Genomic DNA, 26,462 nt, shown 5'->3' on the forward strand with positions numbered 1-26,462 from the left:
GGCCCTTCCACTCTCGTGATCTCCATACATGGCATCAAAGGAAGTCGCGGTTCCTTTGATGGTCATACTCTACCATGAAAGAGGAGATTCTACAATAGATTAAAAGGAAATATATAGAGCATCACAATTATTTATTTGTGATATAATAACCTCATCTTGGAGGTGATGTGATTGGATACGGACTCGGAAATGTTTCTCCTTGCCGCGGAGGAACTGAACTTTACCCGTGCCGCTAAACGGGCCTATGTGACTCAGCAGTGCTTGAGTGCCCATATCAAGAAACTGGAAATACGAATGGGGGCGCCCCTTTTTGAACGAGTCCCTTACATGGCGCTGACCCCTGCCGGTAAGGTTCTTTATCGCTCCCTGCGCCGCATTGAATTGATTGAGCGATCCTGCCGGGAAAATATCGAAGCCATTCGGGAAGGGACGCAGGGGGAAGTGACCCTTGGCATGAATGCCGGGCGTGTCCAGTTCTTTCTGCCGCGTTTGTATGAAGCATACCATCGAAAATTTCCTCATGTGACGCTGAAGGTGGTCATTGATGATGTGAAAAACCAAGCTCGTCGCCTTCTTGATGGGAAAATTGACTTTCTGGTAGGCGTCAACTGTCCCGTGGACAGGGATCTTGTCTTCACCCCGTTAAAGGAAGAGAAGGTTTTTTTCCTTGCAACGGATTCCTACCTTAAAGCCCACGCCAAAAGTCCAGGCGCTTATCCCAAGACACTGCGGACCGGCATCATCGACATGAAGGAGTATGATACGCTCCCTCTCGTACAGAATGCGGAAGCAAGTACCCTTGTCACCGTTGTGGAGCGTTATGAAAAAAAGCGGAACCTCGTTCAGGATACGCTTGTGAGGGTCAGCGATTCCAATGCGCAGATCCGGCTTTGCGGGACGGGGCTTGTAGGGATGTACCTGGCGGAAAGTCTTGTCGAAATGGCCCGTTTCCACGGAGCGGAAACAGCGGGAAATCCCCTGCGTATTCTTGCCATCAAGGAGCTGACAGAAACCTTGCGTCTTGATCTTGTCACGCACCGTGAGGCAGATCAACCGCTTTATATCCGTCAACTGGAAGTCATGATCCGGGATGTGTTTGCCTCTGATAAGGGCTGATCTTGAAAGGATAGATGCTTAGGACAAACCGCTGAGCGGCAGACGAAGGAAGCGATTTATCCCTGCATTGTCTATTCTTTGTGGTACAATGAAAAGAGAACATCGTTACGATAGAAAGAAGGAATTGCTATGAATCAAAGACTGACAGCCCTTGTTCTTTGCGGCTTTCTTGCCGCTCCTTCCCTTAGCTTTGCCGCCGCCGCTTCCCCTAGCGCGTCTAAAGACGCGGCTCCGGCAGCTGTAGTAAAAAGCAGTCCGAAGGAGGAGGTTGGCGTCTTCCAGAAAGACCATGTCCTCATTGTAAACGGCAAGACCCTTGATGCCGCCTCATTGCCAACGCCAGTTCTTGTGCGTCAAAAGGAAACCATGGTTCCACTGCGTCTTGTGGCAGAAGCATTGGGGTATACTGTTTCCTGGAATCCAGAAACGGCATCTTCCAAACTGGATATGAGTATTGCGTCCATGGAATTTCGTCCCGGTGAAACCCTCTATCAGAGAAAAGGCAAGCTTAAAGTTATAAACCTTGATGCCGCGTATAAATTTACGAATGCGCCCCAGGTCGTTGAGGGCGTGACATACGTTCCCGTGTCCCTTTTTGGTGTCTTTTTCAATGAGGTAAAGATTGAAGGCAAAACGATTTCCATTACCGTACAAAAATCCCAGCTTCAGGATGCGGCACGTCTGTTAACAGAAGCCGCTGCTGAAAAAAGCCAAACACAAGCCCCCAATCCCATGGTGGAATACAGCTCCCTGACCGAAATGGAAAAGAAGGTGGGGCATACGATTAAGGTACCGGCTTCTTTGAAAAATAAAAAGGTTGCCGGCATGTATCTCTTTTCGGATGGCCTTGCCCAGATCAACTATGCAGATGGATCCCTGTACAGGACACAAAAGGGATCGGCTGGTGATATCAGTGGGGATTACACCAAGTATGCCGTTGATACCCATTGGATCGATGGTTCCTATAAAATCCGCGGCCGCGGTGATAAAGATGCCTACCGGACCCTTACTTGGGAAGATGGCATCTATACCTATTCCTATCATTCCCAGAGCGCGCTGACCAAAGCGGCTGCCAATCAAATCGTTCGTGGAAAATAACGCCTTGTGCCTTAAGGGGCTGTGAAGCTGTATGAGCTTTTCATCGTTTCACAGCCCTTTTCATTTGTTTTTAAAATTTTTATGACATGTAATAAGATGTTCAAGTTTCTTTCATAGGGACTTCATGCGTTCCCTCTATGATAAGGTTCAACAACACGGATTCAATAAAACGGGCAGATCCCGTTACCTTATCCGGAAAAAGGGAGGAATCTTATCATGGATGAGAAAAAAATTGAAAAATGGGAATGTGTGTCAAAGAAAATGACCGCCCTTTGCAAAAAAGGGTTTTCACCCCGCAACCTTAAGAAAGGGGCAGCCGTGGTTGTTCTTGTTGCTGTAGCTGCGGGAGCAGGAAAGGTGACCTTGAAAAAGATGCGTTTTGACCGTCGGCAGGCGGAAGCTGCTGCCAAAGTGGAACTTGCCCAAAAACTGGCAGTGGAGCGAAATGAACCCCTTCTTTCAAGTGATGAAGTGCTCGGTAAGATTGCGAGCCTGCTCGGTACTGATGAAGGGAGCGTTACGCTGAAAGGACTGCGCCTTGCAGAGGCAAAACCTGATTTGCGGGAGCACAAAGAGCATAAAGATAAAGAAAAAAGGGATCATGACCGCAAGTTCTTCAAAAAAGATCATGACAATCGTGACCGTGTAAGGGGAGGGGAGGACCCAAGGACGCCTCAATTGACCCCTCAGGAAGGCCCCAATAAGGCATCTGATCAGGCCCCCGCTCCTACGGGCGGCAATCCTGCTGATTTTGCTGCACCGACTGCACAAAACAAGGCACTTCCTCCTCAAGGCATGCAGCCTATGGCAGGACCGATGGGTTCCCATCGTCCTGTATTCTACGAAGCCAGAGTGGATCAAGGAAATATGAGTTATGAGTTCCTTCTAAACGCACAGACTGGGGAAATCCTCCACAGCAAGGTTCATCAAAAGGGCATTGTGGAAAAGCTTTTTTCCTGATGCCTCAAGGGTAATGAGCACCATCTCCTTGCCTATGCTTTTGGAGCATGGGCAAGGATGAAAAAGAAGTATTGGAAATGGGTATTCAATCTCTTTATACTCAAAGGCAGCGATATCTGTGCAAAGGACTGCGTAATCAATAAGGAGTTGAATCTATATGGAGAAAAAGATTGTCCAGACTGCTGGACGGACCCAATTAGGGGATTTTGCCCCGCTTTTTGCCGAGGCCAATGATGATTTTCTTTTTGGCAAGGTGTGGAACGACCCCAGTGTGGATGTCAAAACGCGCTGCATTATTACGGTGACGAGCCTTGTGTCCATGGGGATAACGGATGGATCCTTGTCTTACCATCTCCAAAATGCCAAGAATCATGGTGTCAGCAAAGCGGAAATCGCCGGTATCTTGACCCAGGTTGGCTTTTATGCAGGCTGGCCCAAGGCCTGGGCTGCTTTTGGACTTGCTGGGGCTGTATGGAAAGATGCGGCTCCCGCCCTTACTGAAAAGGAGCGGTTTGCTCAAGAGCTCATGTTTCCGATTGGTGGGCCAAATGACGCCTATGCCAAATATTTCAAGGGGCAAAGCTATCTGGCCCCTGTTTCGACGGAACAGGTTCCCATTTACAATGTGACCTTTGAACCTAAATGCCGGAATAACTGGCATATCCACCACGCCGATAAAGGAGGGGGCCAGCTTCTCATCTGTGTCGGCGGAAAAGGTATCTATCAAGCTTGGGGGAAGAAACCCGTCCTCATGCTGCCAGGATCGGTCGTTCACATTCCAGCGGGGGTCAAGCACTGGCATGGTGCCGTGACCGATGCCTGGTTCAGCCATCTGGCCATGGATCCCGAAGGCGTCAATACATCCAATGAGTGGCTTGAGGAAGTGTCGGATGCGCAATATGAAAAAACTTTGGCTGCTTTAACGTAAATCGAAGGCAGGACGGAATCAGACGGTGGGGAACTTGCTGAACGGGGATTACGAAGAAAGAAGGTCCTCATCATGAAAAAACTCATTCTCTTCTTACTGGGATGGGGCAAAGCCGGCGACACGTGGCTGCAGTAATGAAAATATCCTGTATATGCTTTTTTCTTATGAATAGGGCTCCGCTAAAAAAGATCCTTTTTAGCGGAGCCTTGTTTATGGAATTTGCTGCCAAGCTTCTTTGAGAAGGGAAAGAACCTGCTGAAGCTGAGGCTTTGTGTGGGCTGCTGAAAGCGTGAGACGCAGCCTGGCGGTACCCATGGGAACAGACGGCGGTCGGATAGCAGATAGCAGGATGCCTCTTTCCTTGAGAAAGGCATCAATGGCGGCTGCTCTTTCTACAGACCCAACTATAATGGGAATCAGGGGCGTTATTCCTGGAAGAACGGGGAGCTTCAAGGTGTGGAGTCCCTCCCGCATGAACCTTGTGTGTTCGCGCAGTGTTTTCATGAGGATGGGCCCTTCTTCCTGAAGGACTTGGAGTGCGGCATAAGCCGCCGCTGTATCATGGGGGCTGATGAAGGTGCTAAAAACAAAGGGCCTGGCGCGGCAAGTAAGGTAGGCAATGATTTCCTTGGAGGAAGCCACATAGCCTCCTTCTGAGGCGAGGCTTTTACTGAGAGTCCCTGTTTGGATATCGATGGTGCCTTGAAGACCAAAATAGGCTTCCGTTCCTCTTCCACCAGGTCCAATGACGCCTTCTGCGTGGGCGTCGTCCACCATCAGGAGCGTTCCATATCGATTTTTGAGCGCTGCCAGTTCCGGCAGCCTGCAAAGGTCGCCATCCATACTGAAAACGCCGTCTGTAACAATGAGTTTGACAGCTGTTTGATTGCTGGCGTAGGCAGCTAGCTTTTGTTCCAGGTCCGTCATATCATTATGACGATAGACGATGACCTCGGCGCCACTGATCCGGCAGCCATCGATGATGCTGGCATGGTTCAGCTCATCACTGAAAACAAGGTCACCTTTTTTGAGAAGTGTGTAGAGGGCGCCTAAGTTCGCCAGGTAGCCGGTATTGAAAAGAAGCGCTGCTTCACAGCCTTTGAAGCGGGCAAGTTTTTTTTCAAGGTCACTTCCTCGGGCGATTCCTCCTGAAATGAGGCGCGATCCCGTGGAGGACGTTCCCCCTTTTATCAAGGCGTCAGCCGCGGCCTGCAGTACTTTTGGATGGTGGGTCAAGCCGAGATAATTGTTGCTTGAAAAGACGGTATAGATCTGGCCGCTGCGGCTTCTTGCCGTAACGGGACCAATCATGTCAAGGTCTGTGATGGTCCGCGCAAGACCGGCTGCGTGCAGGGTGCGGAGCCTTTTTTCGACGCGGTGCCGAAGGCGTGCTCCAGAGGAGCTGGCAAGGGGAGCATGAGAATATGTGGATTGCAATGGGGAACCCTCCTTAGGTCGATAGGATAGGAGTAGTATAGCCCCAATCAAAAAATATGTATACCATTTTAATAAATAAGGTTAACGTAAATAGGAAAGAAAATACAGGGGAAAGACTGGCTTTCCCCTGTGGTTGCTAGACCTTACCTTCAGTTTTTCTCTAGGGCCGGATTGGCAAGGCTCCACATAAGTTTGGTGACGGCTGCTTCTAAGGTCATGGGACCGCCTGATTCGACCCCTGCTTGGGCGGCGAGGATCCCCATGGGATAAAGGGACAGGTCAACTCCATCAAAAAGGCACTGGGAGACACAGACCATACGTACTCCGGCCTTGATGGCTCGGCGGATGGCGGGCAGGAGGTTATCCCGGCCTGTATTGACGCCGCCCGCGCCATAGCATTCAAGGACGATGCCCTTGTAGCCGCGTTGGACCGCATAGTCGATGATGTCAGGTTTGAGTCCAGGCGTGACCGTAAGTGCCATGACTTTCTCTTCCATCTTGCTTTCAACACGGAACCCTCCCACATTCCGTCGGTCGGGGAGGTTCTTTTTAATGCCGTTTTTATCAAAAAAGAGAACCGGTGCTTCATTGACGCTCTCAAAAGCATTGAAATTGCGGGTAAAGATTTTTTTGCAGCAGTCGCCTTTGATGACTTTATTGCCAAAGGCGACAAATACGCCGGGAAGGCCGCTTGACGCGATGGTAAAGGCCAGTTCCAAGTTGCTGCGGGCATCGGAGTTGGATAGTGACAAAGGTACTTGTGAGCCGGTGAGGACGACTGGTTTTCCCAGATTTACAAGCATGTAGGAGAGCGCAGAGGCTGTGTAGGCCATGGTATCCGTTCCATGGGTAAGGACGAAGCCATCATATTCCGTATAGTTATCCCCAATAAGGGTCGCCCAGCTGCTCCAGTCTTGCGGGACCACATTGCTGGAATCGATCTTGGTCAGGTCTTTTACGGTAATTTCTCCAAGCGTGCGCAGCTCAGGGACGGATGTAAGGATGTCATTGCCGGAAAGGGTAGGCTCCAGGCCATCTTCCGTGGCAACGCAGGAAATGGTGCCGCCTGTCGTCAAAAAGAGGATTTTTTTCATTTCGATGTGGGGCAGGATACCCCGGCTTTTTAGGTCGGGGAGAAATGCCCCATTCACCTCACTTTCCAAAATAAATAGATTTCCAGTAAAATAATGATTACAGCAAACTCGGTGATATCACATGAGAACGAGTAAGGCACCAGATCTGCAAAACCAAATAAAGATGGTAACCCTTCGCAGCATCTGCCCCTCTAACAGAAAATCCTGAATCGGCAGATGACAGAAAAATCCCGTCAAGGCTGTAAATTTGTTCCTCCATATGTTCTTGACCATTGGTCTTGGGACGTGCTCCTGCCCTTCCATAAAGAGCGGCGAAAGCCAGCAGTGAACCAATCGGAGCTCTTTTAAGGATGAGAAACAGTCTTATTATATCATAAGTAGGTCTTTTATGACCGATTTGGGAAAAGGACAATAATGGCAATCATGGTGTTTAGAAGGAAGGCCCAAAGGACCTTCCTTCATCCCAATTTTGTTCTTACCCTCCTTTTTTATTATTTTGATGACATCTGATATAATCCATTCTATGGGAGATCTTCCCTTGTCCTGATATTCGTGCCGTCAACACTATCTTAACAATAGGGGGCTCTCCTTTATTTTGCAAGTATTATGTATACCCTATCAAGAAACATTTTACGCTTAGGGAAAGGCCCCTTTCCTCCGCTCCGTTCTTTTGATAAAATATAACTTATAGGGGAACTCTGGGGAATCAGGGTTCCTTCTTTCTTTTTTTGGGGAATGGCCCCAACAGAAAATGAGGTGAGAAACATGGAAAAACAAAGACTGTGGATCAGGTGGCTTGGAGGGAGCCTTTTGACGATTTCCCTGCTTTTTTTCAGCAACGGGAACGTAAGTGCGGCGAAAATTCTTACAAAATACGGATCCCTGCCGCTTTACAGGGAAGATCTCATGCCCCTTACGGTAGAGCGTCCTTCTTTTTATGATGACCCGCCCCTTTGGACCATCCGGCTGCGCAATCAGCCGCAGGGACTGTTGGCGCCTGAAACTGGATTTTATCGTCCTATTTATGGCATCATGCGCAGGAGGACCCCTGTCTTTCGCACGGTACGGCCCCTCCTCCCGCCCCAAAGCGCCCACCTTCCTACGGCTGTGGGGCCCGAGGAAAAGCAGCCATTTTTGGTGCGCCAGCCCCGTCCCTACAGCGGCACGCCCCAGCGTCAGGCTGCCTCTTTTCCTTCAAGACCGGGGGCTGTCCAAATTTTTGTCCCTAAACCTTGAGTCTCAAAGTAGGATGGGAATCGGGGGAAGTTTCCGCAGGAAGTGCCCTGCTTATGCTATAATAAAAGATAATCTATCCCAATTTGGAACATCCCATTGGGCCTGGGGCCCATAGCACGCAAAGGACGGTGGAAAGATGAAGCTTTCCCAGCTTAGAAAAGCATATTTGATGGACCTTGCGAGCCGTTTTACAGGTCCGTTCCATAAGAAAAAGGCTGCCTCTTTTCGCACGGACGCGGTCAAACCAACTGCCCCTGCCTCCAAGATTCCCCATGATGTCTATGGTGAACTTGCTTTTCGTTTTTTGGAAGCCTGGCAGAAAGAAAAGGAACAAAAAGTTCGGATTTGCCTTTTTGGGCAGCCCGGTGCCGGCAAAAGTTCCCTTATCAATGAACTGATAGGGGAGAAAAAAGCCAAGGTTGGAACCGGGACGGATACGACCAAGGAGGCCCAAGTCATCGAATCGGGAAGTGTTGTCTACGTGGACCTGCCTGGCTATGATACGGCGCGTTTTCCCAAAAAAGGCTATTTCAGCCATTTTGATCCCCTCCAATACGACCTTTTTCTCTGCATTTTTTCGGGCAAGCTTACGGAGGCTGATACAGAATTTTTTTCCCGTCTCCAGCGGCTGGGCAGGGTCTGCCTTTTTGTGCGCAATAAGATCGATGGGCTTTATGCTCCTTTTCGGTCCTTAAAAAGTCTTGAAGAGGAAATCCAAAAAGATGTCCGTCATCAGGTAGGACCTTGTGCTCCGCTTTATTTTACGAGCTGCCGAAAGGATTGGGGCAATGCCCAAAAACGAGGCATCCCGAATCTTCAGGAAGCCATCATGGATCATTTGGAGCCGGCTTTGAAAGACCGGTATGCCCGTCATGCAAAAGCGTATACGGAGCATACCCTTCTTTTGAAGCGTCGGGCGGCAGACCGTCGGGTGCGTAAGTATACAGCCATGGCGGCCGCCAACGGCCTTAATCCTGTTGTCGGTATGGATGCTGTTATTGACGCGCGTATCCTCAAGGAAATGTATCAGGGAATCCGGACGGATTTTGGCTTAGGGAAATGGGATCTTCCTATCGAAGGAAACCGAGTAAATCTTGTAAAAAAAGTGGCCGGTGGGGTTACAGGCGAGCGCGTGACCAAGGGCCTGAGCCTCCTCTTACGCAAACGGGCCGGAGAGAAGGCAGCCAAATTTATTCCCCTTGCCGGGGCCGCTGCCGCTTCATTGATGAATGCGGGCAGTATGTATTATGTTGGAAAAGAATATGTCAGGATCTGTTACGAGTATGCCCGCAGACGGCTCCAGACAGAAATCGAGTGGGGGACCCATGAGCACAGAACGTGAAGATATCAAGAAAATTGAAAAAGAAATTGATGAGGAGAATGTGCGCATTGTCCTTTTTGGCCAACCTGGAAGCGGGAAATCAAGCCTGATCAATGCCGTCTGCGGACGGGAGGCTGTAAAGACGGGTGAACTGATGGAACCGACGACCGACGCTGTGGTTGTGGAAAATGGGGATGTGACGTTTATCGATCTTCCTGGCTATGGAACGGATGGATTCCCGGAAGAAGCTTTTCTCGAACGGTTCCGGCCTTTTCAATACGACCTTTTTCTCTGCGTCTTTTCTGATAAGCTGCGGGCTGCTGACACACGGCTATTCTGCATGTTGGAAGCCCTGAAAAAGCCCTGCATCTTTGTTCGCAGCAAAATTGACTTGATCTATGAGGAAGGCCGGACCTTGGAAGAGTGTGAGGCCGTTATCCGCCGTGATGTGGAAACGCAGCTGGGTACGCGGGATATCGATCTGGTTTTTGTGTCGGCCCGTAGGGATCGGCCGGTGGGCATCGATGTCCTGAATGATGTCATCATGAGCAAGATGAATGAAGCTCGGAGAGAAAAATATATCCTGACAGCTGAAGCGCGGACAAAGGAACAGCTTGAGGCCAAAAAGGCGGCGGCCATGACTTTTGTCAAGCGCAGTGCTACTTATTCTGCGTATAATGGACTCAATCCTATCATCGCTGTTGATGCGGCTGTGGATTTTATGATCTTGTATCAGCTTTATAACAACATTCGGGAGACCTTTGGCATTACGGAAGAAATCATTGCGTCAAGCAAAAAAGTGTCTGATAAGGATAAACGCCTTGTCCTAGGCGGCATGAGCAGGGAAGGCATCAATCTTATCCTAAAGAATGCAGGTCGGCAGCTCGTGGCCCGGACCTTTCTCAAAGTCGTTCCCGTTGTGGGGCAGGCGACGGCGGCCCTTATTGGCTACAAACTTGTGAACAAGACGGGCCGTGATTATGTCAATGCCTGTTATGAACTTGCCCGGGAGCGGCTGCTGTCGGCCCTTGATGCCCGGAGATCATAACAAGGAAAAGAGGTAGCAGCATGGAACAGACAGCATATCTTCCCCATAACTACGAGGAAAAACTAAAGGCCCTCAATGCCGTGATCTGGGACGCGGCTGAACTGAAATTTGCCGAGACAAAATCGGCTAAGGCCATGACGGATTTTCTGCGTCAGGAAGGCTTTACCGTAAAAGAAGGTCTTGCTGGCATGAAAACCTCCTATGTAGCGGAATTTGGGTCTGGGCATCCCATTATCGGCATCCTCGCCGAATATGACGCCCTGTCCGGTCTTAGCCAAGAACTTGACGTGGCAGAAAAAAAGCCACGGTCTGGGACCTCGTGCGGACACGGCTGCGGCCACTGTCTTTTGGGAACGGCCGCCATTGGAGCTGGTCTTTTGCTCCGGGATTATTTAAAAGCCCATCCTGACAAGGGGACGGTGCGGGTCTATGGCTGTCCTGCCGAAGAAGGCGGAAGCGGGAAGGCCTATATGGCGAGGGAAGGCCTTTTTGACGATGTGGATGCTGCCTTTACGTGGCATCCGGCAACGATGAATGCTGTTGCAACAGGCAGTAACCAAGCCAATATCCAGGCGGCCTTTACCTTTACCGGTCAGGCTTCCCACGCGGCAGCCTCTCCAGAAAAGGGCCGCAGTGCCCTTGACGCGGTGGAACTGATGAATGTGGGCGTGAACTATCTTCGGGAACATATGGCAGATTATGAACGCGTCCATTATGCAGTCCTTGATACGGGCGGGGTTTCCCCGAATGTCGTTCAGGAGCATGCCGAGGTTCTCTATCTTATCCGCAGCAAGAGCAACGCCGAAGCGAAACGGCTTTATAAAAGGGTACAGAAGATTGCCCAAGGGGCGGCTCTTATGACGGAAACATCCGTTTCCCTCCGTTTTGACAAGGCCGTATCAAATTTGGTGCGGAACGATACGCTTGCAGCGGTTATGCATGAAGCCATGGTGGAAGTGGGCGCACCGAAACGCACGGCGGAAGAAAAAGCGTATTTGGAAAAATTCCAAAAGACCGTGCCAGAAGAAAATATCCTTCATGATCCGGGTATGACGCCCCTTCTTGATCGGGAGTTTTTGGAAAATCTTATCAAGAAGGATCGTTTTGGAGAATTCATTGTTCCCTTCCAGCCCAATTCCATTACTCAAATGGGATCGTCTGATACAGGGGACGTAAGTTATGTGACTCCTCTTGCCCAGTGCTACACGGCAACCTTCCCTATTGGTACAACCGCTCATTCCTGGCAGTGGGTGGCTATGGGTCAGAGTCCAGTAGCTCTTTCGGGGATGTACTACGCGGCTCGCGTCATGGCGGAAAGCACGAAGAAAGTCATGGAAGAGCCTGCACTTCTTGACCGGGCCAAACAGGAACTGTCCGGCCGGCTGGGTGGAACATCCTATGAATGCCCCATCCCCAAGGATGTGTGGCCAACCAAATACGCAAAAATAAAATAAGGACACGGAAGGAACCCTGCAGCAGTGAGAAATCTGTTGCAGGGTTCCTTTTTTATCTACTGATCATTGTGTTTTGCAGTTTTTGCAGCTGTAAAGCTACATAGGCATTCTCAAGATGGATGAATTTTTTGAGCAGATCCTTGAATTCATCAACATAATGAAGACTTTGGCTATCCCTATGGGATACAATAACATTTGTTAACTCATAGGTAAGTCCTTTGATGCGAAGGATATGCAGTCTTTCCTTTGTCGGAAGTATCCCTGTCCAATCGAGCTGCTGCAGGTTCAATTGGGCACAAATGGTTGAATAGTGACCGCTTCTGCATAAATCAATCATAATGCTGAAGTTGCTGACCTGAATAGGCAGGGAGGCAGCAATATGCTTTTGCATCAGAAAATTTGAGACGGCTGTCGTCGTAGTGGAAGCAGAATGTCCAAGGACAAGAGGAATTCCTGGAAGGGATGCCAAATCGATGCCCTCTTGATAAGCTTTTACTAAGAGTGCGTTCGTTTTATCTCCGTAATAGGTACGAAGCAATGTTTCCGGAACAACTAGATAGAGAGGTTCCCTTTCCAGTTCAATTTTGTCGAATAAAGGATGTTCCTTTGCATCGACGCCGAGAAACAAGTCGATTTCTCCACTGAGGAGAAGGTCTTCCAACTTATGGGTATCATTGAGACGAACCTGGACATCCACGTTAGGGTATTGTTTCTGAAACTCGGGAACCATGGATGGAACGAGAATGGTCCCTCTTGTTGTTGGAATCCCAAGACGAATGGTGCCGCGCGTTCCCTGACTGATATCTGCCAGTTCATTTTTCATCCTATATTCGAGTGCTTTTATTCGTGATAGATAGCGCAGCATGGCAGCCCCTTCCGCGGTCAATTCCAAGTGAGGACGACGGCGAAACAGCGTGACGTGATGATGGGCTTCAAGCCTCTTGATATGGTCGCTTAAGCATTGTGGAGTAACAAAGGCCCGCTCTGCCGCTCGGGAAAAGTTGAGCTCTTCAGCTGCTAATAGAAACATTTCATAGCCAATCAGCATGGGATATCCCCCTTTCTTCTTCTCATTATAGTGGTTTATCCCTTTATATCAAGTTTTTGCTTTAAATTCATCATGATTTTTACTGTTTTACATTTAAAAGAAAAGCATGCTATATATAGCGTATCAAGAATGAATCGGAATCTATGATGAAGGGAAGGGGTTCTTATGTCCAATTTACTCATTTTTGTTGTCGGTCTTGCTATTATGCTTTTGTGTATGATGAGAACTAAGTGGGGACCTTTTGTATGTATGCTTCTTGCCAGTCTTGCCATCGGGATCGGGTGCGGTCTGGGAACGGACAAAACCATCGCCTCGATTGTGGATGGCTTTGCCAAGACCTGCAAAAATATCGGCCTTATGGTTATTTTTGGCACTATTTTAGGCATTTACCTGGAAAAATCACGTGCCTGCCAAAGGATTGCGGAAACGCTTCTTCAAATAACAGGGAAAGATCGGGCTGCCGGCGCACTAGCGGCTACAGGATATGTCATTGCCATCCCTGTTTTCTGTGATGTTGCCCTTGTACTTCTGTCCCCACTTATTAAGTCAGTTGCACGGAAAAGTGGAAAGAACGCTTGTTCCATGGGCGTAGTGACTGCTTGTTCCCTTTTGGCAACCAATGCTTTTGTGGCACCGACACCGGCGCCGCTTGCCATTATTGCCATTTTAGGGCTGGATATTGGAACGTCCATTTTATGGGGCATGCCAGCTGCGCTGTTCGTGACAGTTTGCGTATGGGCTTTTGGGGAATACTATTTGGAACGGAAACCGGCTTCGTGGTATACGGAACTTCCGCGGGATATTTCTGCTCAAGAAGAGACGAACGATGAGTCAGCTCCCATGCCCAGTTTCGGAGCAGCCCTCACGCCCATACTGCTCCCGATAGTGTTGATCTTGATTCGCTCAGTAGGTAGGATCTTTTTGGAAAAAGGCTCAGTCCTTGTTTCCCTTTTGAACTTTTTTGGTGATAAAAATATTGCGCTTTGCGTAGGGATTGTTTCATCCGTTATTCTTTTAGGGAATTTCCTGCCGAAAGATAAAAAATATGCACCCATGACGGACGCACTCCGTACCTCGGGGCCTATTGTCTTTATTACGGCTGCAGGCGGTGCTTTGGCAAATATTGTTGGGGTTACTGGCGTTGGTAAGATCCTTGCTGAAAGTCTGGCCGCCTCTCCCATTCCTGTATTCCTAATTCCTTTTCTGATCACGGGTCTTTCAAAATTTGCCCAAGGATCTGCTTCCGTTGCTGGAATCATGGCGGCAGGGCTTACACTGCCCCTTTGTGAAACGGGGCTCCTGTCTCCCCTGCAGGCGTTTCTTTCCATCAGTGCTGGCTCTGCTTTGGGGTCCCATGTCAATAATAGCTTTACTTGGGTTTTTAGTGAATTCATGGGCTATGATATCCGAACAACCATGAAATCTCTCTGTGTCTGTCAAAATGTGGTCATGTCTTTATCCGGTTTATTGGCAGCTTACGTAATCGGCTCGCTGGTGGGCTGACTTCTTATCTAGATTTTATTTTTTTTGCTGACTGGGGCTCCTTAGGGAGTCCCCTTTTTTATGCGCTAAATCGTCCAATTATTTTTGCAAGTGGGACTATTTCCCTATCCATTGAATCCCTGGAAAAGGTGGCCTACAATAGAGGAGAACTGTACGTGAAAGAAATACATATTGTGAAAGGAGCTTTGCTATGAATCCTGAAATCAATGCTCGAAAGATTGCCATTGTTGGCTGCGGTATGGTCGGGGCTACAAGTGCCTTTGCCCTGATGGAACAGGGACTTTTTTCGGAACTGGTCCTTGTCGATGTGAACCGGGAACGGGCGGAAGGGGAAGCCATGGATATCGGTCACGGCATGATCTTTGCGTCCCCTATGAACATCTACGCTGGAGACTATGATGATATCATGGATGCCTCCATCATTGTCATTACGGCGGGCGCCAGCCAGAAGGTGGGCGAAACGCGCCTTGATCTGGTAAAAAAGAATGCCGCCATTTTTAGCACGATCATTCCTGAGATTGCCAAACGCAATTATCAAGGCATTCTCCTTATCGTGGCCAATCCCGTTGATATCCTGACCCATGTCGCGCAAAAGCTGTCCGGCTTTTCTCGGAGCCGCGTCTTTGGGAGCGGGACCGTCCTTGATACGGGCCGCCTTAAATATCTTTTGGGTCAGCACCTAGACGTGGATCCTCGGAACATTGATGCTTATATCATCGGAGAACATGGTGACAGCGAAATCCCGGTTTGGAGCAGTGCCTATGTATCCGGTATGCCGCTCAGCCGCTTCTGCGAATTTCGCGGCCATCATGACCATAAAGCCTCCATGGAGCACTTGGCTCAGTCTGTCAAGGATAGTGCTTATGAAATCATCAAGAAGAAAAAGGCAACCTATTATGGCATTGCCATGGGGGTGCGCCGTATCTGCAGTGCCATCATCCGAGATGAAAAGAGCGTGCTTCCTGTATCCGTTTATCTTGATGGGGAATTTGGCCTTTCGGGAGCAACCCTCAGCGTGCCTGCCATCGTAGGGGCCAAGGGGATTGAAAAAGTGGTTCCCATTTCCCTGAGCAAAGAAGAAGGAGACGCCCTGCAAAAGTCTGCCGAGATCCTTAAGGAAACAGCGGCCACAATTGGATATTGAGGCAATTTGAAAGCAAGGAAAAATCGCCCGATTCCTCCTAAAAAAGCATTCCAAGTGGTGCCTGATATGGTATAATACCGGTTATGACTGATGTAGATGGTTAAATCTTGGAGGGATAGCATGGAGAAGGATAGGCCCATTGGTGTCATTGATTCCGGTGTCGGCGGCCTGACGGTCCTCAAATGGTTGCAGAAGAAAATGCCCCACGAGCAGTTTATCTTTATCGGGGATACGGCCCGTACGCCTTACGGGGATCGGCCGCGGGAAGAAATCCAGCGGTTTGTGAAGGAAATGACCGATTGCTTGGCCCGTCGGAAGATCAAGGAACTGGTTGTTGCCTGCAATACCATTACGGTTCTTGGCCTTGATACGATTCGCAATGGCTATGACTTTGATGTGATTGGCATGGCTAAGGGGGCGTCCAATATCAGGGAAGTCACCCATAACAATAAAGTCGGCTTTTTTGCGACGGACTTTACGGTTTCCACCGGGGCCCATAAGCGGGAAATCGAGCGTCTTGACCCCGGTGTTGAAGTGTTTGGCCTTGGCTGTCCAAAACTTGTGCCGCTCATTGAAAGTGAAAAATTTGGTCGTCCGGAAATGCAGGAAGCCATCAAGGAATATGTGGATGCCATGAAGGTCCATGGGATTGATACCCTCCTGCTGTCCTGTACGCACTATCCTTTCCTCCACGATGAGATTGCGGCCGCTTTTGGACCTCAGGTGACGGTCCTTGATCCAGCGGAAATGACGACGGATGAGGCTATTAAGCATCTCCAAAACAAAGGACTCCTCAAAACAGAAGGGGAAGGATCCCTGGAAGTTTGCTTTACGGCGGATCTTGCCCGTTGCAAGCGGCTTGCTTCCCGTATGCTTGACCTGGCCCATGCCCGATTTCACCTGATTGACCTTGAGTCCTGATTTGCGAAAAAATAAAGAGAAGGCTTGACCAACATCAGGGAATATGATAAAATTCATTCGTTAGTGCTACTGTAGCTCAGTTGGTAGAGCGGCTGATTCGTAATCAGCAGGTCGCAGGTTCAAATCCTGTCGGTAGCTCCATCTTAAAAGATTGGCCCCCGGTTTCCGGGGGCCTTTTTAGTGTCGTTTTTCTTTTAAGGCTACCTATGGATGACACTTATATCCTTCCCAGCAGGGACCGGAAAAGGTGACAATCCTCTGTAAATGGTGTAAAATAAAAAGACGTATCTATAAGGAGGAACACCATGATTCGACGGAAAACTTCAGCCATTGTGGAGTCAGGCATCCTGGCGGCCATTGCGGTGATTTTTACCCTCATCGGCAATTATATTCCCGTTCTCGATGTTATCGTAAGCGTTTGGTGGCCCCTTCCTATCATCTTATGCGGAAGGCGTAATGGACTGATGTGGAGCGTCCTCTGCCTTTTGGTTACCGGTGCTGTTGTTGCTGTTCTCATCAGTCCCCTCCAGGCCGTTACCCAGGTCCTTATTCTGGGCATCTTGGGCCTTGTCATGGGGGAAGGGATGCGGCGTCAGAAGTCCCCTGCCAGTGTCCTCTTATGGGGGAGTCTGGGGGCCCTTTTATCTGTTGTTCTCAGCGGCCTTGCAGCCTATTTCCTCATGGGCATCAATGTGGTGGAATCCTTTACCCATGCCATTGCGGAATCTGTTCAAATGACCAAGGACATCTATGATACGCTGGGGGTTTCCGGAATCATGACCACAGAATCCTTGGAACGGATGCAGCATATGCTGAGTCTCGTCCTTCCGGCTGGACTGCTCCTTAGCTGTCCCATTTCGGCCTTCGTCAATTATTGGGCGGCTCGGAAGGTCCTTTCCCGGTTAGGCGATCCCTACCCTTGGTTCCCTCCTTTTGCCACGTGGACCTTGCCGCGTTGGATCTTGGGAGGGTACGGACTGGGTATGGCAACGCTGCTTTATTTTCGCGGAGATGAGACCAGCTATGGCTTCCTGGGAAGCTACACCCTTTTTACCGTGGCAAGCATGCTGCTCTTGCTGCAGGGACTCAGTGTGGTTCTTTGGTACGTACAGGTTCGGGGAAAACCGCGTTTTTGGTTTCCCTTGGCAGTCCTTACCAGTTTCGTGATTCCCCTTGTTTCCCAGTTCCTCGTGGTCATGGGAGCCATTGAGATGGTAACGGACCAGCGCAAACTGCGCAAAAGATAGGAGAATCGACCATGAAAGACGAAGAACGAGCCAAATTATGGCGTACCCTTCGGGTCGCGGCGGCCATCCTCGGCACCCTTTGTGTCGTCTATGGCTTTTATGTTAACCAGGTGATTTGGACAGCTGCTGGTTTTACTGCTGTCCTTCTCGTCTATTATTTCAGTTCCCGCAGCAGTAAGCTCCGGGAGGCATGGTTCAACCATGCCATGACGACGGTGGTGCGGAATATTGAGCGGGCCAACCATTACGCCGTTCAGCGCCTGCCTGTAGGAATTGCCGTATTTGACCAGGAAGGCCACTTACAGTGGAAAAACCGACTCTTCAATGAGTACATCAATGTGGATGCCCCTTTGGGCTCCCTTTTTGATAAGATCCTGCCACCGCCGGAAAATAATTTTGCGACCCTCCGGGTCCGTGATTCCGATAAGAGCATCAAAATTGGCGACCGCATCTATTCCATGCTGGTCCGTCCCATCCAGACAACAGAAGAAGCTGGCAGTGACACGGGTGTTGTCATCTACCTGTATGATGTGACCAATAAGGAGCGGCAGCAACGCCGCTATGAGGATGAGCGCCCCGTTGTGGCTTATGTCCAGTTCGATAACTACGCCGATGCCCTAAAGGGCCTCAATGAAAGTGACCGGGCAAGCCTGGTGGTTGCCATCACGAAGGCCATCAACTCCTGGGCGGAAGAAGTCAACGGTTATTCTCTTAAGTATTCTGAAGATCTCTATCTTGTAGGCATCAACAGGAAAGGTCTTGTCGATACCATCAATCGGAAGTTTCCCCTCCTTGACAAGGTACGGGAAATCAAGATCAATCCGCGGATTACACCGACCGTCAGTATTGGTGTGGCAAGCGGCATGAAGACCCTTTCGGAAATGGCTCAAAAGGCCCAGTCCTGTTTGGACCTTGCTTTGGGGCGCGGCGGAGATCAGGCCGTTGTCTCCATTGGTGAGGAAGTGAGCTTTTATGGTGCCCGCGGGAGCGTGCAGGCGAAAAATACCCGCGTGCGGGCCCGGATTGTCGCCCAGGCCATTCACGAACTTATGACAAATGCCGATAAGGTCTTTATCATGGGGCACGTCAACGAGGACTATGATGCCATTGGTGCGGCCATTGGCGTGGCCAAGATGGCTCGGACCTTGGGCAAGGAGTGCTATATTGTCTGGAGTGGTCAGGGGACGGCTGTAGATAACATTGAAAACGTAACCCACGGCAATAATCCCTACGAGGATCTCATCATCAGTGAAGAGGTTGCCATGGAGCAGCGTACGCCGGGCAGTCTCCTGGTTTTGGTAGACCATCATCGGGCCATGCTCACGGCGGCACCAAAACTCCTTGCTGCCATCAGGCGGCGCGTGATCATCGATCACCATCGCCGGGCTGAAGATGTCATTGAGGAAGTGATGCTGCAGTACATGGAGCCGTCCACCTCCTCGACAAGTGAAATGGTTACGGAAATCCTGCAGTATTTCCAGGAACGCATGGAAATCAGCCCGCTGGAGGCCTCCGTCCTTTATGCTGGGATCGTTGTTGACACCAAGAACTTTGCTGTCCAGACCGGTGAACGGACCTTTGAGGCCGCGGCCTATCTGAGGCGCTATGGTGCCGATCCTCATGCCGTATCCCAGCTTTTTAAAGAAGATGACGCCTCTGTTATCCTCCGGGCCAAGATCATTACGGAAATGAAGAAACCCATTCCGGGTCTTGCTGTTTCGGTTCATTCCGGCGGTGCCCAGAATGACCGCAATGTTTCCGTTGTTGTCGCCCAAGCAGCCGATGAGCTGCTGACCATGAATGATATCCATGTCAGCGCCGTTCTCAATGAGAGCGACGATGGCGTCAGTATTTCGGCCCGCAGTGACGGGTCCGTCAATGTCCAGACCATGATGGAAGAACTCGGCGGCGGCGGTCATCAGACTGTAGCCGGTGTCCAGATTAAGGGCGCCAAGGCCGAGGACCTGATTCCGAAGATCATTGAGATGGCAAAAGAACAAATGAAGGAGAGCGATTCCGATGAAGGTAATTCTGCTGAAGGACGTAAAGAAGTTGGGTAAAAAAGGTGAAATCATTGAGACGGCTGAAGGGTATGGCCGCAACTATCTCATTCCCCGGGGCTTTGCCCAGGAAGCAACGGCCCGTAACCTGAACCAGGCCAAGGCCGATCAAAAGGTAGCAGCCCATCGCAAGGCTCAGGCCCATGATGAAGCGGTCGTACTGGCCTCGCAGCTGGAAAAAGTGGTACTTCATCTGGCCGTCAAGGTCGGTGAAAATGGTAAGCTCTTCGGTTCCATTGCTTCCAAGGATGTGGCAGATGCACTTCTTGCCCAGACGGGAATGGAAGGCATTGATCGCCGTAAGATTGAAATCCCGGAGACCATCAAGAGCCCTGGTGAATATACGGCTACGGCTAAACTCCTGCCGGAAGTGACAGCTAAGTTCAAGGTCGTCGTAGAAGCAAAGGCTTAAGTCATGGAAGACCGGATTCCCCCTCAAAATGTGGAGGCCGAGCAGAGTGTGCTGGGGGCCATGCTCATCAGTCGCGAGGCCATTGAAAAGGCCTGTGAGATCCTGCGGGAAGATGATTTCTATCGTCAGGATGATCGCATCGTTTTTGGCGCCATCAAGGACCTCCATGAACGCAATGAGGCGGTTGACCTCGTTACGGTCATTGAGGAACTCCGCAAAAAGGGCAAGCTTGATGCAGTTGGCGGTTCACAGACCATCACTAACCTTTCCAACGCTGTTCCGACGGCGGCGAACGTGGAATACCATGCCAAGATTGTGGAGGAAAAATCCCTGCGCCGGCAGCTGATCAATGCGGCAACGGATATTGCGGCTACGGGCTATGAAGAAGATACCGACATTGCCCGGACCATCGACGAGGCAGAACAGAAGATCCTTTCTGTTGCCAACCGGACCCAAACCGGTGGGATTGTCAAAATCCGTGATATTGTGCGCGGCGCTATGGAACGCATCGAGGAACTATATGATTCAAAGGAAGCTTTTACGGGGCTTCCTACAGGATTTACGGATTTTGATAAGATGACGAGCGGACTTCAGCCGTCAGACCTCATCATTGTCGCTGCCCGTCCATCCATGGGTAAATCTTCCTTGGTGCTCAATATTGCGGAACATGTGGGAATCAAGGGTCATAAATCCGTTATCTTTTTCTCCTTGGAAATGAGCAAAGAGCAGCTGGTCCAGCGTATGCTCTGCAGTCAGGCTGGCATTGATGCTTCCCGTCTGCGGATTGGGCAGCTCCAGGATCAGGAATGGCCGAATCTCATTGCCGCTGCTGACCGGCTCAGCAATGCCAGTATCATGTTGGATGATACGCCGGGTATGACGGCGATGGAAATGCGGTCCAAGGCACGGCGCTGGAAGGCTGAAAACGGACTTGACCTGATTATTGTCGATTATCTGCAGCTCATGCAGGGCTCGTCGAAACGGGCCAGTGACAATCGTCAGCAGGAGATGAGTGAGATTTCACGGTCCCTCAAAGGCCTTGCAAGGGAACTGAATGTACCGGTCATTGCCCTCAGTCAGCTCAGCCGCAGTGTTGAGTCGCGGACCAGCAAGCGGCCGATGCTCAGCGACCTTCGTGAATCAGGAGCCCTCGAACAGGATGCCGATATTGTCTGCTTCATCTATCGTGACGATTACTATAATCCTGATACGGAACAAAAGAATGTGGCAGAACTCATCGTAGCCAAGCATCGTAATGGTCCGGTGGGAACGGTCAATCTCTTTTTCCAGAAGGATACGACACACTTTTTCGACCTTACGCCGGAGCATCTGGCCCAGATGGCCGACCAGCAAGGATGATTCAAGGGGACTGCACAGGCAGTCCTCTTTTTTTGAGGACTCATAATGTGAACGATTTTAGGAAAAAATCTATTTTTTGTTCAGAAGAAATAAATGGAGGACTTATGTCGCCGGAAAGGAAGAGCAGCCTTCATCTTTCTTGAATTTTCTCCTATTCTTATCTTAAGAAAAGTCAAGGTAAGTCCCATTCTTATATGAGAAGTCATTGCGACTCGTTCGGAAAAATGATACAATGAGAGGGCGGCCATAATGGTGCGCTGTATTGTCATGCAATGTTACAGGAAGCATTTTGCTAAGGAGGAAGTACTGTGATTCCACGTTATACGGGTAAAGAAATGGGGTCCATCTGGACGGAAGAAAATGAAGACCGGACCATGGTCAAGGTTGAGATTCTTGCCTGTGAAGCCATGAACAAATTGGGTATTGTCCCTGATGATGCTCTTCATGACATCCAGACCAAGGCTGATTTTGAACTGGATCGGGTCCATGAAATCGAAAAGGTGACAAACCACGATATCATCTCCCTGCTCACCAATGTAGCGGAACACGTAGGCGATGCCTCCAAATATATCCATAAAGGGCTTACGTCCAGTGACGTCAAGGATACGGCCATGGGTGTCATGATGAAGCATTCCTGCGAGCTTCTGATCGATCTGGAAAAGAAGCTCCATGAAGTCCTGAAACGTCAGGCCCAAACCTATCGGAACACGATCTGTGTGGGAAGAACCCATGGAATCCATGCCGAACCTATGACCTTTGGCCTGAAATTCCTTCTTTGGATGGATGAAACGGAACGCAACATCGAACGCTTGGAACTGGCGAAGAAATACATTTCTGTCGGTAAGCTCAGCGGTGCTGTCGGCACCTATTCCAATATCGATCCCTTTGTTGAAAAATATGTCTGCGAAAAATTAGGACTGGAACCGGTTCGCCTGGCTACCCAGGTCGTGCAGCGGGACCGTCATGCTTTTTATCTGACGACGATTGCTGTCTGCGGGGCTTCCCTTGAAAAAATGGCTACGGAAATCCGTGCCCTGCAGCGGACGGACATCCGTGAAGCAGAAGAATATTTTGCACCTGGACAGAAGGGTTCTTCCGCCATGCCGCATAAGCGCAATCCGATTACGTGCGAAAAGATCTGTGGCCTTGCCCGTGTGCTCCGCGGCAATGCCCAGGCTGCCCTTGAAAATGTGGCACTTTGGCATGAACGCGATATTTCCCATTCTTCCGTGGAACGGATTATTCTGCCGGACAGCACGATTCTTCTGGACCATATGCTCCGCAAGATGACCAATATTCTCGATAAGCTCCTTGTTTATCCTGATGCCATGATTCGCAACCTCAATAAGACGGGCGGTCTTATCTTCAGCCAGAACCTTTTGGTCGCTCTTGTTGGCAAAGGTGTCCTGCGCGAGGATGCCTACAAGTGGGTTCAGCGCAATGCCATGGCCCGCTGGCTGGAAGGGGCTGATTTCAAGACCAACGTTGAAGCCGACCCTGATATCGAAAAATACCTCACGAAAGAAGAAATTGAAGCCTGCTTTGAACCCAAGCATATGCTTAAGCATATTGATGATATCTACGCCCGCTATGGGATGTAAGATCTAGGTAAGGAGAACGTTATGTCATCTATCGTTGTAATCGGCTCCCAATGGGGCGATGAAGGAAAAGGCAAGATTGTGGATTTTTTGGCCCAGCGTGCCGATGTAGTGGTCCGTTATTCCGGCGGCTCCAACGCAGGCCATACGGTTGTTGTCAATGATGTTGCCTATAAACTGAGATTATTGCCAAGCGGCATCCTCTATAAGGATAAAACTTGCATCTTGGGTAACGGCGTTGTCATCAACCCCCGCGTCGTCCTGGAAGAAATCCGGGGCATGCAGGCCAAAGGCGTTGATACGACGAATCTGCTCATCAGTGACCGGGCCCATGTCGTCTTCCCCTATCATGAAAAACAGGATGAACTGCAGGAACTGGCTTTGGGGGCGAACAAGATTGGTACGACCAAGGGCGGGATCGGACCTTGTTACATGGATAAGTATGCCCGTACAGGGATTCGTGTCTGTGATCTCATGAACAAAGAGGTCCTTGCTGAAAAACTGAAACGGACCCTTTCCGCAAAAAACAAACTTTTTACGGAATACTACAAGGCAGAACCTTTGGCTTATGAACCGATGCTGAAGGCCTATCTTGAATATGCCGAAGCGCTCCGTCCCCATGTATGTGACACGAGTGTCGCCTTAGGAGACTTTTTTGACGAAGGAAGAAAGGTTCTTTTTGAAGGCGCCCAAGCCACTTTCCTTGATATCGATTATGGGACGTTCCCCTACGTTACAAGTTCCAACCCGACAGCCGGCAATGCGGCTACGGGCAGCGGCGTAGGCCCTCGTTTCATTGACCATGTAGTCGGTGTTGTCAAAGCTTATACGACCCGTGTTGGCGAAGGTCCTTTTGTCTGCGAACTTTTTGATACAGATGGCCCCGGTACGTATCTTAGGGAAACGGGCCATGAATTTGGGACCGTTACGGGCCGTCCCCGCCGCTGCGGCTGGCTCGATGCCTTTATGGTCAAATATGCGGCACGCATCAACAGCATGGACAGCTTAGCCATTACGCGTCTGGATATCCTTGATGGTCTGGATGAAATCAAGATGTGCACAGGCTGGGAAATCGACGGCAAGCCCATCAAATATATTCCGGCCGACCTTTCCATCCTGGCCAAGGCAAAACCTGTCTACGAAACCTTCAAGGGCTGGAAATGCGACATCAGCAGCGTCCGTTCCTATGAAGACCTGCCGCAGGAAGCGCAGACCTACCTGAACCGTCTGAGTGAAGTGGTCGGCGTTGAAATCGGCATTGTTTCCGTTGGTCCGAACCGTGATCAAACCTTTACCCTCAAATCCTTCTTTGAAGACTGAGGCTGGAGCGGGAAATTCCCCCTTGACAAAAGGCGGAAAAACCCGTTACAATATTAGGGCTGTGAAAAGCCAATGATTCACTAGCTCAGTTGGTAGAGCACCTGACTTTTAATCAGGGTGTCCCGGGTTCGAATCCCGGGTGGATCACCATTTGAAAAGGACTGCGAACCCCTTGCCTATTGGCAGGGGGTTCGTTTTTAGGTTCATGCTGCTGAAAAGAAAAATGAGACAGATAGAGGTTCTTGAGCTTTTCCCGGGATGGAACAAGAAAAGGCACGAGGCGTTCCCTGTTTCCTCATGGAAAGAGCCATGAATTTTTGATGGCAGAAACCAATTTTTATCGACAGAACCGTCCTGTTGATGTATAATATCTATTATTTCACTAGGAAAGGAAGGACGGCGTATGACACGTGATGGCAGGGATCTTATCGTATTCCTTCTGCTGACGGTTCTTTTGATGGGCGGCATAATGATCTTGAAACCGGGTCAGGGCACGCTGCCTGCAGCCGATGTAACAACGACCGCAACACCCAAACAGCAGGCTAAATAAGGCAAAAAAGAAGGCAGGAACGTGGTTTGTTCCTGTCTTTTTTAATTTCTAGACAATTTGATCCAAGATGATACCAGTCATGGTGTCCGTATCAGCTTTCTTGAAGCCGTCCTTGTAGAGGTCCGGTGTCCGCCAGCCGTCAAGAAGCGCCGCGTCGACAGCTTTTTCAATGGCTTGGGCGGCTGCTTCCTCTCCTAAGGCATAGCGAAACAGCATCGCCGCAGAAAGGATAGTAGCACAGGGGTTGGCGATTCCTTTACCAGCAATATCGGGAGCCGATCCGTGGATTGGCTCAAAGAGGCTTGTCTTTTCACCGACTGAGGCCGACGGCATCATACCGATGGAGCCGCCCAATACAGCCGCTTCATCGCTCAGGATATCGCCAAAGAGGTTGCTTGTCACGATGACGTCAAACTGGGTGGGACGGGCTGCCAGCTGCATGGCGCAGTTATCAACGTACATATGGTTCAGTGCTACATCGGGATAGGCCTTGTGCTCTTTTGTGACTGTGCGGCGCCAGAGCCGGCTTGTGGCAAGGACGTTGCTCTTATCGACGCTGGTGACCTTTTTGCGGCGGCCCTGGGCGGCCTTGAAGGCAAAGCGGCTGATACGCTCCACTTCGGGGACGCTGTAGTTTTCAAGGTCCCAGGCTCGTTCCACGCCGTCATGGATTTCCGATTCGCAGCGGTCACCAAAATAGATGCCGCCAATGAGTTCGCGCACGATGAGGACATCCGTGCCCGTCACGATATCGGGCTTCAAGGGCGAATAGGGCGCAAGGACAGGGGAGACATGGACGGGACGCAGGTTGACATAAAGCCCTAGAGCCTTGCGCAGGCCGAGGACGGCTTTTTCCGGCCGTTTGAGGGGATCTACATTGTCCCATTTGTCGCCGCCTACGGCACCAAAAAGGACCGCATCGGCGTTTTGGGCTGCTTCTACCGTTTCCTTGGGAAGAGGGTCCCCGCAGGCATCATAGGCGGTTCCACCGGCCATCTTTTGATCAAGGGAAAGGTCCAGGTGATAGATGGCTGCGGTCTTTTTGAGGACCTTTACCGCGGCGTCCGTAATTTCGCCGCCAATGCCGTCACCAGGGATAACAACGATCTTTTTTTTCATTGGGCATGCTCCTTTACATAGGCAATGAGCCCACCGGCCGAGGCAATGCCTTGGATGAAGTCCGGCAGGGGCGGCGCCTTGAAGGTGTCGCCTGTGGTCTTATCGGCAATGGTACCCGTGCTGATATCGACGCTTAGGATGTCTCCTTTTCGAATCTTTTTGACATCGTTGCCAATTTCCAGGACAGGAAGGCCGACGTTGATGGCGTTGCGGTAAAAGATCCGGGCAAAGCTTGCGGCAATGATGACGGGCACGCCCGATGCCTTGATGGCAATGGGAGCATGCTCGCGGGAAGAGCCGCAACCAAAGTTCCAGCCGCCGACCATGATATCGCCGGCCTTTACCTCTTTGGCAAAGCTTTCGTCAATGTCGACCATGCAGTGGGAGGCCAGTTCCTTGGGATCAAAGGAATTGAGGTAGCGGGCGGGAATGATGACGTCCGTATCGATATTGTCTCCATAGGTCCAAGTTTTTCCTTCGTATTTCATC

Annotated in this window: 23 protein-coding genes and 2 tRNA genes; 20 read left to right on the plus strand and 5 right to left on the minus strand. The window is 50.2% G+C overall.

Going from position 1 to position 26,462, the window contains the following annotated elements:
- The first annotated feature begins 171 nt into the window (after positions 1 to 171).
- The 4 genes from DW817_RS08255 (at position 172) to DW817_RS08270 (ending at position 4,102) form a co-directional block, all read left to right on the plus strand.
- Positions 172 to 1,116, plus strand: a complete 945-nt coding sequence (locus DW817_RS08255) for a LysR family transcriptional regulator (RefSeq protein WP_014129182.1) — start codon at positions 172 to 174, stop codon at positions 1,114 to 1,116.
- A gap of 129 nt (positions 1,117 to 1,245) precedes the next feature.
- Positions 1,246 to 2,214 (plus strand): stalk domain-containing protein, encoded by a 969-nt coding sequence (locus DW817_RS08260; protein ID WP_009015020.1) that lies wholly within the window; start codon positions 1,246 to 1,248, stop codon positions 2,212 to 2,214.
- A 216-nt stretch (positions 2,215 to 2,430) separates the two neighbouring features.
- Positions 2,431 to 3,174, plus strand: a complete 744-nt coding sequence (locus DW817_RS08265; protein WP_009015021.1) for a DUF3824 domain-containing protein — start codon at positions 2,431 to 2,433, stop codon at positions 3,172 to 3,174.
- Between the two features lie 157 nt (positions 3,175 to 3,331).
- Positions 3,332 to 4,102, plus strand: coding sequence for a carboxymuconolactone decarboxylase family protein (locus DW817_RS08270; RefSeq protein WP_009015022.1), 771 nt, complete (start codon positions 3,332 to 3,334; stop codon positions 4,100 to 4,102).
- A gap of 210 nt (positions 4,103 to 4,312) precedes the next feature.
- On the opposite strand, the gene DW817_RS08275 is transcribed toward DW817_RS08270, so the two are convergent.
- Both DW817_RS08275 and DW817_RS08280 read right to left on the minus strand, forming a co-directional pair.
- Positions 4,313 to 5,539 carry an aminotransferase class I/II-fold pyridoxal phosphate-dependent enzyme gene (locus tag DW817_RS08275; protein WP_009015023.1) on the minus strand — a complete coding sequence of 409 codons (1,227 nt, stop codon included), beginning with the start codon at positions 5,537 to 5,539 and terminating at the stop codon, positions 4,313 to 4,315.
- A 149-nt stretch (positions 5,540 to 5,688) separates the two neighbouring features.
- A complete protein-coding gene (locus DW817_RS08280; protein ID WP_009015024.1) occupies positions 5,689 to 6,702 on the minus strand; it encodes an asparaginase in 1,014 nt (337 codons plus the stop codon).
- Between the two features lie 696 nt (positions 6,703 to 7,398).
- Here DW817_RS08280 and DW817_RS08285 point away from each other — a divergent pair.
- The 4 genes from DW817_RS08285 (at position 7,399) to DW817_RS08300 (ending at position 11,692) form a co-directional block, all read left to right on the plus strand.
- Entirely contained in the window at positions 7,399 to 7,869 is a 471-nt protein-coding gene (locus tag DW817_RS08285) for a hypothetical protein (protein WP_016459871.1), read from the plus strand.
- A 136-nt stretch (positions 7,870 to 8,005) separates the two neighbouring features.
- On the plus strand, positions 8,006 to 9,211 hold the full coding sequence (locus DW817_RS08290; protein ID WP_009015026.1) for a GTPase: 1,206 nt from the start codon (positions 8,006 to 8,008) through the stop codon (positions 9,209 to 9,211).
- Entirely contained in the window at positions 9,195 to 10,238 is a 1,044-nt protein-coding gene (locus DW817_RS08295; RefSeq protein ID WP_009015027.1) for a GTPase domain-containing protein, read from the plus strand. Before DW817_RS08290 ends, DW817_RS08295 begins: the two co-directional genes overlap by 17 nt.
- Before the next feature lie 20 nt (positions 10,239 to 10,258).
- Positions 10,259 to 11,692: an amidohydrolase gene (locus tag DW817_RS08300; RefSeq protein ID WP_014129179.1), complete on the plus strand. Its 1,434-nt coding sequence runs from the start codon at positions 10,259 to 10,261 to the stop codon at positions 11,690 to 11,692.
- A 52-nt stretch (positions 11,693 to 11,744) separates the two neighbouring features.
- Here the strand turns inward: DW817_RS08300 and DW817_RS08305 are convergent, their stop codons facing one another.
- Positions 11,745 to 12,740: a LysR family transcriptional regulator gene (locus DW817_RS08305; protein WP_014129178.1), complete on the minus strand. Its 996-nt coding sequence runs from the start codon at positions 12,738 to 12,740 to the stop codon at positions 11,745 to 11,747.
- A gap of 165 nt (positions 12,741 to 12,905) precedes the next feature.
- Between DW817_RS08305 and DW817_RS08310 the strand changes: the two genes are divergently transcribed.
- From DW817_RS08310 to DW817_RS10630, 12 genes are all read left to right on the plus strand, one after another.
- Positions 12,906 to 14,243, plus strand: coding sequence for a GntP family permease (locus tag DW817_RS08310; protein WP_009015030.1), 1,338 nt, complete (start codon positions 12,906 to 12,908; stop codon positions 14,241 to 14,243).
- Between the two features lie 190 nt (positions 14,244 to 14,433).
- A complete protein-coding gene (locus DW817_RS08315) occupies positions 14,434 to 15,387 on the plus strand; it encodes an L-lactate dehydrogenase (protein ID WP_120112042.1) in 954 nt (317 codons plus the stop codon).
- 120 nt (positions 15,388 to 15,507) lie between these two features.
- Positions 15,508 to 16,308 carry a glutamate racemase gene (murI, locus tag DW817_RS08320; RefSeq protein ID WP_021737252.1) on the plus strand — a complete coding sequence of 267 codons (801 nt, stop codon included), beginning with the start codon at positions 15,508 to 15,510 and terminating at the stop codon, positions 16,306 to 16,308.
- Between the two features lie 65 nt (positions 16,309 to 16,373).
- Positions 16,374 to 16,449, plus strand: a tRNA-Thr gene (locus tag DW817_RS08325).
- A 164-nt stretch (positions 16,450 to 16,613) separates the two neighbouring features.
- On the plus strand, positions 16,614 to 17,555 hold the full coding sequence (locus tag DW817_RS08330) for a YybS family protein (RefSeq protein WP_120112046.1): 942 nt from the start codon (positions 16,614 to 16,616) through the stop codon (positions 17,553 to 17,555).
- An 11-nt stretch (positions 17,556 to 17,566) separates the two neighbouring features.
- Positions 17,567 to 19,615: a DHH family phosphoesterase gene (locus DW817_RS08335; RefSeq protein ID WP_009015034.1), complete on the plus strand. Its 2,049-nt coding sequence runs from the start codon at positions 17,567 to 17,569 to the stop codon at positions 19,613 to 19,615.
- Complete coding sequence (gene rplI / locus DW817_RS08340; RefSeq protein ID WP_009015035.1) at positions 19,575 to 20,027, plus strand: 50S ribosomal protein L9; 453 nt, start codon at positions 19,575 to 19,577, stop codon at positions 20,025 to 20,027. Before DW817_RS08335 ends, rplI begins: the two co-directional genes overlap by 41 nt.
- Positions 20,028 to 20,030: 3 nt before the next feature.
- Positions 20,031 to 21,386, plus strand: coding sequence for a replicative DNA helicase (gene dnaB / locus DW817_RS08345; protein WP_009015036.1), 1,356 nt, complete (start codon positions 20,031 to 20,033; stop codon positions 21,384 to 21,386).
- 308 nt (positions 21,387 to 21,694) lie between these two features.
- Entirely contained in the window at positions 21,695 to 22,987 is a 1,293-nt protein-coding gene (purB, locus tag DW817_RS08350) for an adenylosuccinate lyase (protein WP_009015037.1), read from the plus strand.
- Positions 22,988 to 23,008: 21 nt separating this feature from the next.
- Positions 23,009 to 24,304 (plus strand): adenylosuccinate synthase, encoded by a 1,296-nt coding sequence (locus DW817_RS08355; RefSeq protein WP_009015038.1) that lies wholly within the window; start codon positions 23,009 to 23,011, stop codon positions 24,302 to 24,304.
- Between the two features lie 74 nt (positions 24,305 to 24,378).
- Positions 24,379 to 24,454 (plus strand) — tRNA-Lys (locus tag DW817_RS08360).
- 253 nt (positions 24,455 to 24,707) lie between these two features.
- Positions 24,708 to 24,854 carry a hypothetical protein gene (locus DW817_RS10630; RefSeq protein ID WP_014129174.1) on the plus strand — a complete coding sequence of 49 codons (147 nt, stop codon included), beginning with the start codon at positions 24,708 to 24,710 and terminating at the stop codon, positions 24,852 to 24,854.
- A 48-nt stretch (positions 24,855 to 24,902) separates the two neighbouring features.
- Here DW817_RS10630 and leuB read toward each other — a convergent pair whose 3' ends face one another.
- Both leuB and DW817_RS08370 read right to left on the minus strand, forming a co-directional pair.
- Positions 24,903 to 25,973: a 3-isopropylmalate dehydrogenase gene (gene leuB / locus DW817_RS08365; RefSeq protein WP_009015039.1), complete on the minus strand. Its 1,071-nt coding sequence runs from the start codon at positions 25,971 to 25,973 to the stop codon at positions 24,903 to 24,905.
- Positions 25,970 to 26,461, minus strand: a complete 492-nt coding sequence (locus DW817_RS08370; RefSeq protein ID WP_009015040.1) for a 3-isopropylmalate dehydratase small subunit — start codon at positions 26,459 to 26,461, stop codon at positions 25,970 to 25,972. Before DW817_RS08370 ends, leuB begins: the two co-directional genes overlap by 4 nt.
- Position 26,462: the final 1 nt, after the last annotated feature.

It is taken from the genome of Acidaminococcus sp. AM33-14BH, from assembly GCF_003603525.1.
GTDB classification, from domain to species: domain Bacteria; phylum Bacillota; class Negativicutes; order Acidaminococcales; family Acidaminococcaceae; genus Acidaminococcus; species Acidaminococcus intestini.

Bases quoted from the DNA above. Each gene is read 5' to 3' on its own strand.
- DW817_RS08260 (WP_009015020.1), top strand. From the start codon at position 1,246: ATGAATCAAAGACTGACAGCCCTTGTTCTTTGCGGCTTTCTTGCCGCT.
- DW817_RS08265 (WP_009015021.1), top strand. From the start codon at position 2,431: ATGGATGAGAAAAAAATTGAAAAATGGGAATGTGTGTCAAAGAAAATG.
- DW817_RS08270 (WP_009015022.1), top strand. From the start codon at position 3,332: ATGGAGAAAAAGATTGTCCAGACTGCTGGACGGACCCAATTAGGGGAT.
- DW817_RS08285 (WP_016459871.1), top strand. From the start codon at position 7,399: ATGGAAAAACAAAGACTGTGGATCAGGTGGCTTGGAGGGAGCCTTTTG.
- DW817_RS08290 (WP_009015026.1), top strand. From the start codon at position 8,006: ATGAAGCTTTCCCAGCTTAGAAAAGCATATTTGATGGACCTTGCGAGC.
- DW817_RS08295 (WP_009015027.1), top strand. From the start codon at position 9,195: ATGAGCACAGAACGTGAAGATATCAAGAAAATTGAAAAAGAAATTGAT.
- DW817_RS08300 (WP_014129179.1), top strand. From the start codon at position 10,259: ATGGAACAGACAGCATATCTTCCCCATAACTACGAGGAAAAACTAAAG.
- DW817_RS08305 (WP_014129178.1), bottom strand. From the start codon at position 12,740: ATGCTGATTGGCTATGAAATGTTTCTATTAGCAGCTGAAGAGCTCAAC.
- DW817_RS08310 (WP_009015030.1), top strand. From the start codon at position 12,906: ATGTCCAATTTACTCATTTTTGTTGTCGGTCTTGCTATTATGCTTTTG.
- DW817_RS08315 (WP_120112042.1), top strand. From the start codon at position 14,434: ATGAATCCTGAAATCAATGCTCGAAAGATTGCCATTGTTGGCTGCGGT.
- murI (WP_021737252.1), top strand. From the start codon at position 15,508: ATGGAGAAGGATAGGCCCATTGGTGTCATTGATTCCGGTGTCGGCGGC.
- DW817_RS08330 (WP_120112046.1), top strand. From the start codon at position 16,614: ATGATTCGACGGAAAACTTCAGCCATTGTGGAGTCAGGCATCCTGGCG.
- DW817_RS08335 (WP_009015034.1), top strand. From the start codon at position 17,567: ATGAAAGACGAAGAACGAGCCAAATTATGGCGTACCCTTCGGGTCGCG.
- rplI (WP_009015035.1), top strand. From the start codon at position 19,575: ATGAAGGTAATTCTGCTGAAGGACGTAAAGAAGTTGGGTAAAAAAGGT.
- dnaB (WP_009015036.1), top strand. From the start codon at position 20,031: ATGGAAGACCGGATTCCCCCTCAAAATGTGGAGGCCGAGCAGAGTGTG.
- DW817_RS08355 (WP_009015038.1), top strand. From the start codon at position 23,009: ATGTCATCTATCGTTGTAATCGGCTCCCAATGGGGCGATGAAGGAAAA.
- DW817_RS10630 (WP_014129174.1), top strand. From the start codon at position 24,708: ATGACACGTGATGGCAGGGATCTTATCGTATTCCTTCTGCTGACGGTT.
- leuB (WP_009015039.1), bottom strand. From the start codon at position 25,973: ATGAAAAAAAAGATCGTTGTTATCCCTGGTGACGGCATTGGCGGCGAA.
- DW817_RS08370 (WP_009015040.1), bottom strand. From the start codon at position 26,461: ATGAAATACGAAGGAAAAACTTGGACCTATGGAGACAATATCGATACG.